This is a genomic window from Nocardioides asiaticus (genome assembly GCF_040049175.1).
GTDB classification, from domain to species: Bacteria; Actinomycetota; Actinomycetes; order Propionibacteriales; family Nocardioidaceae; genus Nocardioides; species Nocardioides cheoyonin.
In genome coordinates this window covers 467,207-480,611 of record NZ_JBDZDM010000001.1, presented here as the reverse complement: position 1 = coordinate 480,611, position 13,405 = coordinate 467,207, and the positions used below count along the sequence as shown (strand labels likewise).

The window sequence follows — 13,405 nt, the reverse complement described above, 5'->3', positions numbered from 1 at the left end:
GGTCGCTCAGCGGGTCCGAGCGGCCTCGCGCTCGGCGATACGCCGCAGAGGAGGATGTTGCTCGATCGGGATCCGGAGCAGCTCGAGGTAATGGTCGAGCCGGGCAGGATCGAGTCGCTGGACGGGCGTGGTGTTGCGGGTCTTGCGCGGCGCGTGGAAGAGCTCGTCCTCCCCGAGGTACTCCCGTGCGACGACCCGGTTGGAGGCAGACCAGCGCTCCATGAATCGGTCGAGCAGATCGTCGGAGAGGGTGAGGGTGGGTCCGCCGGTGGGGCTCTCGCGCAGAGCGCGTACGAGCGCCCGGTTGTCGATGAGGTAGGGCGTGGCTCCCTCGTGCTCGACGCGGTAGATGTTGAGCAGCCGGATGAACTCCGCGGACTCGACATCGATGCTCTCGTTGCGGGCTGAGACCTGCTCGAAGTCCTCAGCACAGGCGTCGATGCCGATGGCACCGAGGAAGTCCTGATAGAGCGAACCACCCTCGAAGCGGCCGGGCTCGTAACGGCGCAGGACGACGCGGGCGGGCTGCAGGACGCGCTGCCAGCGGGAGAGCTGCATGCCGTAGTCGTATTTCCAGGCCCAGTCCCGGGCGGCGTACTCATCGAGACGGGCGGTCTCGCCGATCTTCACCGCCTGTTGGTAGCGGCTGACCATGTGGTCGTCCTGGCGGCGTACGTAGGCGACGAGGCGTACGCCGGCGGCGAGCCGCCCCATCAGCCGACGCATCCGGGTGACCGCCTGTTCCGAGGAGCTGAACAGGTCCTCGTCGGTGAAGAGAGCGCGAGGGAGACCGGACTTCACGATCTCGCGGCGGAGCCGACGACGGAACCGCTGCCGCCATTCGTCGGGCGACTCGATCCCGAGACGCTGCCACTCGATCGTACGCGCGAGCTCCCTCCGGGTCTTGACGAAGAAACCGAGCTCGGTGTGACGTTGTCGCCCGGCGGAGACCGGGTTGAGGACGCCGAGCTCCGCGAGCCGGTCGCGGTTGCGGAAGAGGAAGAACTGCACCGAGGTGGTGCCGCACTTCCCCAGCCCGATGTGCAGGACGGCTTCCTGCAGCGGCGGGTCGGCCGGGGGCGGCGAGGGTTCCATCGGGGTCCTGGCGAGGAGGCGTAGAGCGAGCGACGCCACTGTGCCACAGCGGGTGACCATCAGGCGCAGCTGACACAGCCTGGTGTGGGTTCGGCAGCGGTCACTCCGTGTCCAGCGTCGATCACCAGACCCGTGGCGGTCTCCGAAAGCCGCGGACACACCGAAACGCTCCCGACACGCCGACGACACGCCGATATGGTGCCCAGGCGCCCGTGGGGAATTGACCCCGCGCGTTGGTGGTGGGACTCTTGAAGACGGCCCGGCGACCCGGGTCTTCCCCTATCCAGCCAAAGGAAATGATCCATGGCCAAGGCGCTGATCGGTTACATGAACAGCGACCTGCGGACTCCCGTCCACCTCACCGTCGAGAACGCTCGACTGCGTGCGCGTGTCCGGGAGCTCGAGGAGCTCGTGCTCTCGCTCAAGCAGGAGAACGAGTCACTGGTCGAGGCCCACGCCGCCGACCTGCTCGAGTCCTCGATGCAGGAGATGCAGCCCGCCTGAGCCGCGGGCTACACACAACCGCATGACCAAGGACGGGTCCGCCCGTCCTGCTGAACCGACTCCGGGGCTCTGCCCGGAGTCGGTTCTCTGCGTTTAGGCCCCGATCCTCCGGTCGCCGACACCCTAGGATCCGGGGCATGACGACCTTGCCCGACCGGCCGGACCCCGTCACTGCGGTCCCCGCCGGCCTCGCCGTCGAGCTCAACGCGCTCAACCCGATCCCGGAGAGCGAGCGGCACGGACGACCGGCGAGCCTGTTCTGGCCGTGGTTCGGGGCCAACGTCTCGGTGCTGGGTCTCGGCTACGGCTCGTACGTCCTCTACTTCGGCGTCTCCTTCTGGCAGGCGCTCGTCGTCGGGGCCGTCGGCATCGTCGTGTCGTTCCTGCTGTGCGGCTTCGTCTCGCTCGCCGGGCGCCGCGGGTCGGCCCCGACGATGGTGCTCAGCCGGGCGGCGTACGGCGTCGAGGGCAACCGGCTGCCCGCTGTCGTCTCCTGGATGCTGACCGTCGGCTGGGAGACCGTCCTCGCGGCGTTGTCGGTGCTGGCGACGTCGACGGTCTTCCGTGAGCTCGGCTGGGGCGGCGGGACCGGTACGAAGGTCGTGGCGCTGATCGTGACCGTGGTCGTGGTCATCGCGGCCGGTGTCTTCGGCTTCGGCCTGGTCATGCGGCTGCAGGTCCTCATCACCGTCGTGACGGGCCTGCTGACCGTCGTCTACGTCCTGCTGGTGCTCGACCACATCCACTGGAGCACCGTCTCCGCGCTGCCGAGCGGCGACGCGCCGGCGGTCGTCGGCGCGCTGATCTTCATGATGACCGGCTTCGGGCTGGGCTGGGTCAACGCCGCCGCGGACTACTCGCGCTACCTGCCGCGCCACGCCTCCGGCCCGGGCATCGTCTGGTGGACGACCTTCGGCGGCGCGCTCGCGCCGGTCATCCTGCTCCTCTTCGGGCTGCTGCTCGCCGGCTCGTCGACCGACCTCATGGACGCGATCGGCGCAGACCCGATCGGGGCGCTCTCCACGATCCTGCCGACCTGGTTCCTCGTCCCCTTCGTCGTGGTCGCGGTGCTCGGCCTCGTCGGCGGCGCGGCCCTGGACATCTACTCCTCGGGGCTCGCCCTGCTGGCCGCAGGGCTGCCGGTTCCGCGCTACCTCGCGGCCGCGATCGACGGCGTCATCATGACGATCGGCGCGATCTACATCGTCTTCGTGGCGGACAGCTTCATCGGCCCGTTCCAGGGCTTCCTCATCACGCTCGGGGTGCCGATCGCGGCGTGGTGCGGCATCTTCCTGGGCGACCTGGCGCTCCGGCGCGCGGACTACGCCGACACCGAGCTCTACGATCGCCGTGGCCGCTACGGCAGCGTGCGCTGGTCCGCGGTCGTCACGATGGTCGTCGGCACCGTCGTCGGCTGGGGCCTGGTCACCAACACCTACGCCGGCTGGCTCAAGTGGCAGGGCTACCTCCTCGACCCGTTCGGGCTCGGTGGGAAGGACGGCCGCTGGGCGGGCGCCAACCTGGGCGTGCTCGCCGCGCTGGTGATCGGGCTGGTCGGCGCGCTTGTCGGCGCCGCCGCCGTACGCCGGCAGGAGGCGCGGGCCTCGTGAGCGACCCCTGGCTCGTCGTCATCGACATGCAGCGGGTCTTCGCGTACGACAGCCCGTGGGCCTCGCCCGACTACGCCACCGCCGCGGACGGGGTGGAGCGGCTGCTCCCGTCGTTCGGCGAGCGGGTGGTGCTCACCCGCTACGTCGCACCCGCGAGACCCGAGGGCGCCTGGGTGCCGTACTTCGAGCAGTGGCCCTTCGCCCTCGTGCCCGACGACGACCCGCTCTACGAGCTGGTGCTCGACCCGGGCGACCACCCGGTCGTCACACGTACGACGTTCGGGAAGTGGGGACCCGAGCTCGCGGAGGTCACGGGGGGAGCGGGCGAGCTGGTGCTGACAGGCGTCTCGACCGACTGCTGCGTGATCTCGACCGCCCTCGCCGCCGCCGACGCGGGGATCCGCGTCCGGGTCGTCGCCGACGCCTGTGCCGGTGCGTCTCCCGCGGACCACCGGCGGGCGCTGGACGCGATGGCGCTCTACGCCCCGCTCATCGAGATCACGACCGTCGCAGGGGTGCTGCGGGCGTGAGGCGCGCGACCGTCTCCAGGAGGCGGTCGGTCTCCTCGACCGTCAGGCCGAGCCCGAGCTCGCCGAGGAACCCGAGGAGCTCGCCGTCGCGCAGCGGCCGGTGCTCGGTGGGCTCACCGGGCCGGCGTACCGTCACCGTCTCGCCCGTCACCGTGACGTGGCGGCCGGGCAGGTGCCTGGCGGCCATCAGCCCGGTCGTGAAGTGCGAGGCGGGCGACGTGCTGGTGAAGTGGTGGCCCATCGCGACGTCGACCGGGTGGACCGGGAGCTCGTCGGTGGTGTGGAGGAGCTCCCAGCCCTCCTCCCGGAGCCGGTGCAGCTGCCAGCCGGCCTGGCCGGGCCCGAGGTCGACGCGCGTCACGCGGTAGGCCCAGCCGCCCTGGTCGTCCGTCGCGCCGTCCCGCAGCGGGACCGGGCGCAGCAGGCTCATCCCGAAGCCGGGATCGGCGAGCAGCTTCTCGCCGTCCACGGAGACCACGGCGACGAAGTGTGTGCGCCCGTTGGTCATGCCCGGCCGGTGGACCCGGCCGAGGTGCCGCCGGACGGCGTAGCCGAGCCTCTCGAGCGCCGCCGAGAAGAGGGAGGTGTGCTCGAAGCAGTAGCCGCCGCGGCCGCGGCCGACGAACTTCGCCGACACCGCCTCGAGCGCGACGCCCGGATGCCGCCGGAGGAGTACGTCGACGTTGTCGAAGGCGAAGGTGCGTACGTGCGCCTCGTGGAGCTCCTCGAGCGCCGCGCGGCCCGGCGTACGAGCGGGCAGGCCGAGGCGGTGGAGGTAGCCCTCGAGGTCGAGCGCTTCCACGTTCCAGCTGTCAGGTGTCACTCCTCGGACGCTAGCGCCTCCGCGCGCTCGGCCGCCTCCTTCAATCGGCTCAGCTCCTCACCGGTCTGGTTCGGGTCTCCGCGCCGGAACTCGACGGCCTCGTCGATCTGGTCGACGTACGGCGCGGAGACCGCTGCCACGAAGGTCCGCAGGAACTCGTCGAGCCTGGGGCGGAGGCCCTCCTCGAGGTCCGGCTGGGACGGAAGCATGCCGGGCGAGATCTCGAGCTGGGCGAGGATCAGGACGGTCAGCGCGACGTCGAGGCCGGGGTCGCCGGGCCGCGCGTTGGACCAGTCGACCACCACCGGGCCGTCGGGGCTGAGGATGACGTTGAGCGGGTGCAGGTCCAGATGGAGGAGTACGCCGTCGGGCCAGTCGATCGCGTGCAGCCGGTCGTGCAGCTCGGCGAGGAGCGTCGCCCCCTCGGCCACGGTGACGTCACCGGCGACCATCGCCTCGGCGAGGGTCGGCCCCTCGACCCGCTGGAGGACGATCTCGGGCCCTGAGACCCGGTGCACCTTCGGGACCGGATAGCCCGCGCACGTGAGGCGGCGCATGACCTCCGCCTCCTCGCCCGCGGGCCGGCCGTCCCGGTAGCGCCGCAGCACCAGGCCCTCGGCGTACGCGTAGACGTTGGCATCGCGTCCCGAGCCGATCAACTCCATGTGCGCCCACGCTAGCGGGGATGCCGTCGACCCGGTGTGAGCGCGACCTCAGTGCGCCATCGCGTCCTCGCGGGGGCGCATCGGCAGCAGGAACGCCGCCAGGAAGCTCACGGCGTAGCAGCCGAGCGTGACCCACGTGATCCACTCCGTCGCCTGTGACCAGCCGTGGGCTGGGAGCCAGTGGAAGAAGACCGTCCCGAGGACCGCGACGCCGAGCGCGCCGCAGAACTGCTGCGCGGCGTTGAGCAGGCCGGAGCCGGAGCCGACCTCGCGGTCACTGAGCTCGGCGAGGATGAAGTCGAACAGCGGGGCGAAGATCATCCCGCTGCCGAATCCGGCGACGAGGAAGGGACCCGCGAGGTGCCACGCGCTGGCGCCGTGGTCGAGGCCGGCGGCGGTGGTGCCGAACCACAGCATGCCGAGGATCGCGATGCCGACGCCGAGGTGGAGCACGTGTCGGCCGAGCCTCGGCCCGAGCAGCGCGGCGGACAGGACGGTGCCGAGGACGATGCCGAGGGCGTACGGCGTCTGGGCGACCCCGGCGTGCCGCGGCGTGTAGCCGAGCCCGAGCTGCATGAAGAGGTTCATGACCAGGCCGAGCCCGACCATCGAGACGAAGAAGGTCCCGAGGAAGACCATGCCGGCGAGGAAGCTGCGGTGCCGGAAGAGGCCGGGTTCGATGACCGGGTGGTCGCTGCGCCGCTCGCTCCAGGCGAAGACCACGAACAGGACGAGCGCGCCGGCCATCAGCGCGTACGTCCACGCCGGCCAGCCGAGCTCACGGCCCTGCACGAGCGGGTAGATGAGCGCCGCGCAGGCGACGGTCACCAGCACCGAGCCGAGCGGGTCGAGCCGGGTGCCCGCGTCGCGGGGGACGGTGGGCAGGTAGCGCACCGCGATCGCCGTACCGACCACGCCGATGGGGATGTTGATCAGGAAGATCATCCGCCAGCCGGTGCCGAACAGGTCGGCGTCGATGAGGAAGCCCGCCAGGATCGGGCCCAGCACCGCGGAGAGGCCCATGATCGGGCCGAACGGGACGAACGCCTTCTGCAGGTCCTTCGGCGGAAAGGACTGCTTCACCATCGCCAGTCCCTGCGGGATCATCGTGGCTCCGCAGAGCCCCTGCAGCGCTCGGAACGCGATCAGGGTCCCGGGGCTCGGCGCCAGGCCGCAGGCCAGGGACATGACGGTGAAGCCGGCCATGCCGGCGATGAACATCGGCCGCCGTCCGATGATGTCGCCGAGGCGGGCCGAGGTGATCAGCCCGACCGCGAAGGCGAGGGTGTACGCCGCCAGGATCCACTGCAGCGTGCTCTCGCCGCCGCCGAGATCGCGCCGGATCGAGGGCCCGGCGAGCTGGGCGACGGTGGCGTCGACGAGGTCCATGACGTCGGCGGCGATCACCGCGGCGATGACGAACCAGCGGTAGCGGTAGCCGGTCTCCGACACGCCGGTGTCGGTGGTGGGTGCTTCCGAGGTGGCCACGGGCCCCTCCTCCCTGCGAGATGACGAACGGTGTTCGACTCGAACGAACACTGTTCTAAGACCGAACGCTGTTCGTGTCAACTACATTGGGAGGCATGGCGAAGAGCGAGAAGACGTGGAGCGCCGGCCCGCTGAGGATCAGGGTCACGACCGACGTCCCCGAGTCGGCGCCCCGGGAGCGGCTGACCCGCGAGCGGATCGTGGACGTGGCGCTCGCACAGATGAAGGAACGTGGCTACGAGGCGGTGAGCATGCGCTCGATCGCCAAGGAGCTCGGCACCGGTCAGGCCTCGCTCTACGCCCACGTCGCCAACCGCGAGGAGCTCGACCAGCTCGTCGTGGATCGGATCGCGGCGCTGATGCCGCACCCCGAGCCGGATCCGGAGCGGTGGGACGAGCAGGTCGTCGACTTCCTCCACGACGCCCTGGCCATCTATCGCGAGCACCCTGGGTCCGCCCGGGCTGCGATGGGGATGATCCCGACCATGCCAGGCGCCCTCCGCAACGCAGAGGACCTGATGGGCATCTGCCTGGCAGGCGGCGTACCGGAGCAGTACGCCTCGTGGGCGTGCGACATGTTCGCGCTCTACGTCGGTGCGGTCGCCGTGGAGGAGGACATCTGGGCCGACCGTCTGCGGACCGGGCCCGAGGGGCGGTCCTACAGCGAGGAGGCGGTCGTCGCCGCCGTACGCGAGCACTTCGCCGCTCTGCCTCCCGAGCAGTACCCCATCCTGAGCTCACTCGCCGAGGTGATGACGACCGGGACCGGCGAGGAGCGCTTCGACTTCGGCGTACGCCTGCTCGTGGCGGGGCTCAAGGCGGTCTCGCAGCGCTCCTGACGCGCTGACAGGCCCGGGCCGGGGTCCCACGGTCGGCGCTCGCCTCAGGTTAGGGTGGGCGCGCTGAGCTTCCCCCGCGCAGCCTCACGTAGATTGCGTGTCCGCTCGACCTCAATCGACATCCAGCGAACCGACCAAGGTGGGGGGCCGCCGTTGTACCTGAAGAGCCTGACCCTGAAGGGGTTCAAGTCCTTCGCGTCCGCGACGACCCTGCAGCTCGAGCCCGGGATCACCTGCATCGTCGGGCCCAACGGCTCCGGCAAGTCCAACGTCGTCGACGCCCTCGCCTGGGTGATGGGGGAGCAGGGCGCCAAGTCGCTGCGCGGCGGCAAGATGGAGGACGTCATCTTCGCCGGTACGTCGGGCCGCCCGCCGCTGGGTCGCGCCGAGGTGGCCCTGACGATCGACAACACCGACGGCGCGCTCCCGATCGAGTACGCCGAGGTGACGATCTCGCGCACGATGTTCCGGAACGGCGGGTCGGAGTACGCCATCAACGGACAAGCCTGCCGCCTGCTCGACGTGCAGGAGCTGCTCAGCGACTCCGGCATCGGCCGGGAGATGCACGTCATCGTCGGCCAGGGCCAGCTCGACTCGATCCTGCACGCCACCCCGGAGGACCGGCGCGGGTTCATCGAGGAGGCCGCCGGCGTACTCAAGCACCGCAAGCGCAAGGAGAAGGCGCTGCGGAAGCTCGACTCCACCGAGGGCAACCTCAACCGGCTCAACGACCTGCTGTCCGAGATCCGGCGCCAGCTGAAGCCGCTCGGCCGCCAGGCGGAGGTGGCGCGGCAGGCGGCGACGGTCCAGGCCGACGTACGCGACGCGAAGGCCCGCATCCTCGCCGACGACCTCGTCCAGGCGCAGTCGGCGCTGGAGCAGGAGCTCGCCGACGAGTCGGTGCTGCTCGAGCGGCGCGCCGACGTCGAGCGCCGGCTGGAGGAGGGCCGCCGCCAGGAGTCCGAGCTCGAGGCGGCGCTTCGCGAGGAACTGCCGGCGCTGGCGCGGGCCCAGGAGACCTGGTTCGCGCTCTCGGGGCTGCGCGAGCGGCTCCGTGGCACGCAGTCGCTCGCGGCGGAGCGCGCCCGCAACGCCCAGGGCAGCGACGAGGTCGAGGAGCGCCGCGGCCGCGATCCCGAGGAGCTCGAGGCCGAGGCGGAGCGCGCCCGCGAGCAGGAGCGGGCGATCGAGACCGAGGTCGAGACCCTCCGCCGCGGGCTCGAGGAGTCGGTGGCGGCCCGCAAGCGGGCCGAGGACGCCGCGGCCGAGGAGGATCGCCGCATCGCCGCCCTCCAGCGGGCGGCCGCCGACCGGCGGGAGGGGCTCGCGCGGCTCACCGGCCAGGTCAACGCGCTGAAGTCGCGGGTCGCCGCCGCCGACGACGAGGTCGGCCGGCTCTCGCTCGCCCGCGAGGAGGCGCTCGCGCGGGTCGAGCGCGCCCAGCGCGACTTCACCGCCCTGGAGACCAAGGTCGCCGGTCTCGATGCGGGGGAGGAGGGCCTCGACGCCGAGCACGAGGCCGCCACCGCCGCGCTGGAGGACATCGAGGAGAGGCTCGCGAAGCTGCAGGCGGAGGCCGCCGAGGCGGACCGCGAGCGGGCCTCGCTCGCGGCGCGCAAGGACGCGCTCGAGCTCGGCCTCAACCGCAAGGACGGCGCCGGCGCGCTCCTCGCCGCCGGCGCCGAAGGCAGCATCCCCGGCGTGATGGGGTCGGTGGCCGCGCTGCTGACCGTCAGGGCCGGCTACGAGGCCGCGGTCGCCGCGGCTCTCGGGTCGGTGTCCGACGCGGTCGTCGTCGACGGTGCCGGCGCGGCCGTGGGCGCGATCGCCCACCTCAAGGAGGAGGACCTCGGCCGGGCCGGGCTGCTTCTCGGAGGCGCTCCCGCCGAGTCGGCTCCGCGCCCGGAGCTGCCGGGCGACGCGACGTACGCCGCCGACGTCGTCGACTGCCCCGACTCCCTGCGACCCGCCGTGGCCAGGCTGCTGGCCGGGGTGGCGGTGGTCGACAGCCTCGACGCGGCCCGTCGGCTGGTGTCCGGCTCACCGGGCCTGGTGGCGGTCACGTCCGACGGCGACGTCCTCGGCGGCCACTTCGCATTCGGGGGCTCCTCGTCGGCGCCCAGCCTGCTCGAGATTCAGGCGGCGGTCGACGAGGCGACGGCGCAGCTCGAGGAGGCCGCCGCCGCGTCCGAGCGGGCGACGTTCGAGACCTCCCGGCTCGAGGCGGAGCGGCTCGAGGCGCAGAAGCGCGTCGACGTCGCGCTCGCGAAGCTCCACGAGTCCGACGCGACCCTCGCCGCGGTGGCGGAGGAGCTCGGCCAGTTCGGCGCCCAGGCCCGGGCCGCACGGGGTGAGGCCGAGCGACTCGAGGCGGCCATCGCCAAGGCGGAGGAGGCGCGCGAGCAGGCCTCCAACGGGCTCGCCGAGCTCGAGCAGCGGCTCGCCAGCGCCGAGGGCGCGCCCGAGGAGGAGCCCGACACGGGCGCCCGCGAAGAGCTCGCCGAGGCCGCCCGGGCCGCGCGCCAGGCCGAGATGGACGCCCGGCTCGCGCTGCGCACCGCCGAGGAGCGGGCCCGGGCGCTGCACGGCCGGTCCGACTCCCTGCTCCGAGCGGCCCGGCAGGAGCGCGAGGCACGGGCGAAGGCTGCCGAGCGGCGCGAGCGGCTGCGTCGCGAGGGCGCCGCAGCGCGCGCCGTCGGCGTCGCCATCAGCCAGGTGCTGGAGCGGCTGGAGACCTCCGTGCAGCGCGCCGCGGAGGCACGCTCGGCCGTGGAGCAGTCGCGGGCGGGTCGCGAGCAGGAGCTCCTCGGCTGCCGCGCCACGCTGCGCGAGCTCGGCAAGGAGCTCGAGGAGCTGGTCAGCTCGGTCCACCGCGACGAGATGGCCCGCGCCCAGCAGCGGATGCGGATCGAGCAGCTCGAGGAGAAGGCACTCGCCGAGCTCGGCCTCGACGCCGCCGCGCTGGTCGGCGACTACGGCCCGGACAAGCCGGTCCCGCAGCCGCCGCTCGAGGACGGCACCGAGCCGGAGCCCGTCGCCTACGTCCGCGAGGAGCAGGCGGCCCGCCTCAAGAAGGCGGAGCGCGCGCTCAACCAGCTCGGCAAGGTCAACCCGCTGGCGCTCGAGGAGTTCGCGGCGATGGAGGAGCGCCACAAGTTCCTCACCGAGCAGCTCGAGGACCTCAAGCAGACCCGCAAGGACCTCCTCGACATCGTCCGCGAGGTCGACGCCCGCGTCGAGCAGGTCTTCACCGATGCGTACGCCGACGTCGAGCGGGCCTTCGAGCACGTCTTCACCCGGCTCTTCCCGGGCGGCGAGGGCAAGCTCGTCCTCACCGACCCGGACAACATGCTGACCACCGGCATCGAGGTCGAGGCCCGGCCGCCGGGCAAGAAGGTCAAGCGGCTCTCGCTGCTGTCCGGTGGAGAGCGGTCCTTGGTCGCGGTCGCGTTCCTGGTGGCGCTCTTCAAGGCCCGGCCGTCGCCGTTCTACATCCTCGACGAGGTCGAGGCCGCGCTCGACGACACCAACCTGGGCCGGCTGCTGGAGATCTACGAGGAGCTGCGGGAGAACTCCCAGCTCCTCGTCATCACCCATCAGAAGCGGACCATGGAGGTCGGCGACGCCCTCTACGGCGTCACCATGCGCGGCGACGGGGTTTCCACCGTGATCTCCCAGCGACTCCGGGAGGCTGAGCCCGCCTGACTGGTCTAACGGCCGTTTCATCGCTGGGTCCATGCGATCAGCGCGCCTCACTGCGGTCGGGCGCCCGGATGATTGGATCGGGCGCATGAGACCGCCCCGTGGGCTGACGGCGTGGATCGATCGTGCCTACGACGTCGGAGTCGTGGTCTTCGCCGCCTGGACGATCGCCTATCACGTGTGCCTCGCGCTGCGGCTCGGCGTTCCGTGGGCCTGGGCAGTCACCGCGGTGTGCCTGATCGGCTGGTGGTTGGTTCAGCGGCGACTCCCGGACACGCCCTCGCCCGACAGCACCATTGCGCCCTCGTACGACGGCACCGCTGCTCACGCGGCCGCCCGGCCGCTGCTCCGACGGGAGTGGACCGCCGTCCTCACCGTGCTCGCGGCGGTGGTGACGGCGTTCGGGATGGCGTTCAGCGCGCCGTGGTCTCTGGTCTGGATCGGCTGGCTGGTCACCGCGGTCATCGGCACTCTGACGGCATGGCGTTGGCTGCGCAGACCTGCCGAACCACCGGGAGACACCGAGACGCTCCTCGAGCGCTGGTCGCCGGTGATCGCGCTCGGCTGGGCGATCGGGATCGCCGTCGTCTCGCTGTGGACCATGTCCCCGAGCGGCGACGACGTCTACTACGTCAACCTCTCGCAGTGGGTCGCGAGCCACGGTGAGTTCCCGATCCGGGACACGCTGTTCGCCGACCTCGAGTACCCGATGTCGAACTGGCCGCCCGTCGCGTCCTACGACGCGCTCGTCGGTGCCGTCGCGGCGCTGGTGGGCGCGAAGGCGGGGACGATCGCCTACCTCGTCGTCACCCCGGTGGCGTCCTTCCTCGCGGTCCTGGGGCTGTGGCGCCTGCTCCGCGCCTGGCGGGTACGCCCGGCGATCGTGGCGCTCTCGGTCGTGCTGCTGGGCCTGCTCGCCGGTTCCGACGCGCATCACACGGCCGGCGGAGGCCTCGTCGTGCGGATCTGGCAGGGCAAGTTCATCTTCGCCTGGGTGCTGATCCCCTGGCTGCTCGTCCACCTCGTCCGCTACTTCGACCGGCCGAGCCGGCGCCAGCTCCTCTCGCTCTTCGCGGGCGGCACCGCCGCGGTCGGCCTCAGCACGACGGGGATATTCGTGGTGCCGGTGATGGCGCTCGCCGGCTCGGTGCCGCTGCTGCGCAGATCATGGCGGCAGGCGTGTGCGTGCTTCGCGGCCACCGCGGTCTATCCGATTGGCGCGGGCCTCGTCACCAAGGCGCTCGGTGGTCGCTCGGCTGACCTCTTCGGTACGCGGAAGCTCTACCGCTTCGATGCCGACCACATCGGCCACAGCTTCTTCGCCACCGGGCCGTACGCCGTCGTGCTCGTCCTTGCCGTGCTGCTCGGTGTCCTGCTCATCCCGCATCGCGGCGCGCGCGTGACGACCGGGGTGATGGCCCTCGCGCTCGGCGTGGTCTTCGTCCCAGGCGTGACTCACCTGTCGTACGACGTCGTGGGGCTCGGCCCGACGATCCGGCGGATCAAGCACGGTCTCGACTTCGTCGCGCTCGTCGGCGTGACGGCGGTCTGGCTCGGCACGCTCCTACGCCGATGGCGCGGCCTCGGCCTCGCGGTGGTCGCGCTCGCGGCGACAGTCTTCTTCGCGGCCTACGGCACGCCGATGAGGGCCCAGGTCTCGACGTGGCAGCGGCCGTTCCACTGGCAGCGCCTCGACGACGAGAGGGTCGCGGTCGCACGCCTCGTCCGGGCCGGCCCGCTCCACGGCCCGCTGCTCGCGCCCACGGGGCTCTCGGTCACAACCGCGCTCACCACGACGTCGATCAAGGCGGTCGTGCCGCGCGACTACTACATGGACTACCTGCGTGACGACCCGACCTTCCACTACGACCAGCGCCACTTTCTCGGGGGGTTCGTGAACAGCGCCGGGCCGTGGGACAGGAGCGGCCAGCGGACGCTGGACCACGCGCTCGCGGTGGTTCACGTGGGGGTGGCTTGCGTCTTCGCCGGCGCCGACCAGCGGGCCCGCGCTCTTGTGAGGGCCGGCTTCAGTCCGTTCTTCGTCACTCCGAGGTATCGCTGCTTCCATCACGCGTGACGCTTGAGGGGCCACCGAGGAATGCGCTGCGCTCGAATTGACGCGAGGACCCCCTCGGCGGGTGTGCTTGGA

10 protein-coding genes are annotated in these 13,405 nt (G+C 71.7%); 6 read left to right on the top strand and 4 right to left on the bottom strand.

The window, feature by feature from the left end; translation table 11 throughout:
- Positions 1 to 6 precede the first annotated feature (6 nt).
- Positions 7 to 1,095, bottom strand: a complete 1,089-nt coding sequence (locus ABLE53_RS02300; RefSeq protein WP_348856954.1) for a hypothetical protein — start codon at positions 1,093 to 1,095, stop codon at positions 7 to 9.
- 303 nt (positions 1,096 to 1,398) lie between these two features.
- Between ABLE53_RS02300 and ABLE53_RS02295 the strand changes: the two genes are divergently transcribed.
- From ABLE53_RS02295 to ABLE53_RS02285, 3 genes are all read left to right on the top strand, one after another.
- Positions 1,399 to 1,599 (top strand): hypothetical protein, encoded by a 201-nt coding sequence (locus ABLE53_RS02295; protein ID WP_348856953.1) that lies wholly within the window; start codon positions 1,399 to 1,401, stop codon positions 1,597 to 1,599.
- A gap of 137 nt (positions 1,600 to 1,736) precedes the next feature.
- The gene (locus tag ABLE53_RS02290; RefSeq protein ID WP_348856952.1) at positions 1,737 to 3,209 is read left to right on the top strand and encodes a purine-cytosine permease family protein; all 1,473 of its coding nucleotides are present in this window, start codon (positions 1,737 to 1,739) and stop codon (positions 3,207 to 3,209) included.
- Entirely contained in the window at positions 3,206 to 3,739 is a 534-nt protein-coding gene (locus tag ABLE53_RS02285) for a cysteine hydrolase family protein (RefSeq protein ID WP_348856950.1), read from the top strand. Before ABLE53_RS02290 ends, ABLE53_RS02285 begins: the two co-directional genes overlap by 4 nt.
- On the opposite strand, the gene ABLE53_RS02280 is transcribed toward ABLE53_RS02285, so the two are convergent.
- The 3 genes from ABLE53_RS02280 to ABLE53_RS02270 are packed head-to-tail and all read right to left on the bottom strand — an operon-like array spanning position 3,708 to position 6,715.
- A complete protein-coding gene (locus ABLE53_RS02280; protein ID WP_348856949.1) occupies positions 3,708 to 4,562 on the bottom strand; it encodes an arylamine N-acetyltransferase family protein in 855 nt (284 codons plus the stop codon). The genes ABLE53_RS02285 and ABLE53_RS02280 overlap by 32 nt on opposite strands.
- The gene (locus ABLE53_RS02275) at positions 4,559 to 5,227 is read right to left on the bottom strand and encodes a phosphotransferase (RefSeq protein WP_348856948.1); all 669 of its coding nucleotides are present in this window, start codon (positions 5,225 to 5,227) and stop codon (positions 4,559 to 4,561) included. Before ABLE53_RS02275 ends, ABLE53_RS02280 begins: the two co-directional genes overlap by 4 nt.
- Before the next feature lie 48 nt (positions 5,228 to 5,275).
- Entirely contained in the window at positions 5,276 to 6,715 is a 1,440-nt protein-coding gene (locus ABLE53_RS02270) for an MFS transporter (protein WP_348856947.1), read from the bottom strand.
- A 95-nt stretch (positions 6,716 to 6,810) separates the two neighbouring features.
- Here ABLE53_RS02270 and ABLE53_RS02265 point away from each other — a divergent pair, with 95 nt between their 5' ends.
- From ABLE53_RS02265 to ABLE53_RS02255, 3 genes are all read left to right on the top strand, one after another.
- Positions 6,811 to 7,554 carry a TetR/AcrR family transcriptional regulator gene (locus tag ABLE53_RS02265; protein ID WP_348856946.1) on the top strand — a complete coding sequence of 248 codons (744 nt, stop codon included), beginning with the start codon at positions 6,811 to 6,813 and terminating at the stop codon, positions 7,552 to 7,554.
- Positions 7,555 to 7,707: 153 nt separating this feature from the next.
- A complete protein-coding gene (gene smc, locus ABLE53_RS02260; RefSeq protein WP_348856945.1) occupies positions 7,708 to 11,259 on the top strand; it encodes a chromosome segregation protein SMC in 3,552 nt (1,183 codons plus the stop codon).
- Between the two features lie 85 nt (positions 11,260 to 11,344).
- Positions 11,345 to 13,333, top strand: coding sequence for a DUF6077 domain-containing protein (locus tag ABLE53_RS02255; protein ID WP_348856943.1), 1,989 nt, complete (start codon positions 11,345 to 11,347; stop codon positions 13,331 to 13,333).
- Positions 13,334 to 13,405: the final 72 nt, after the last annotated feature.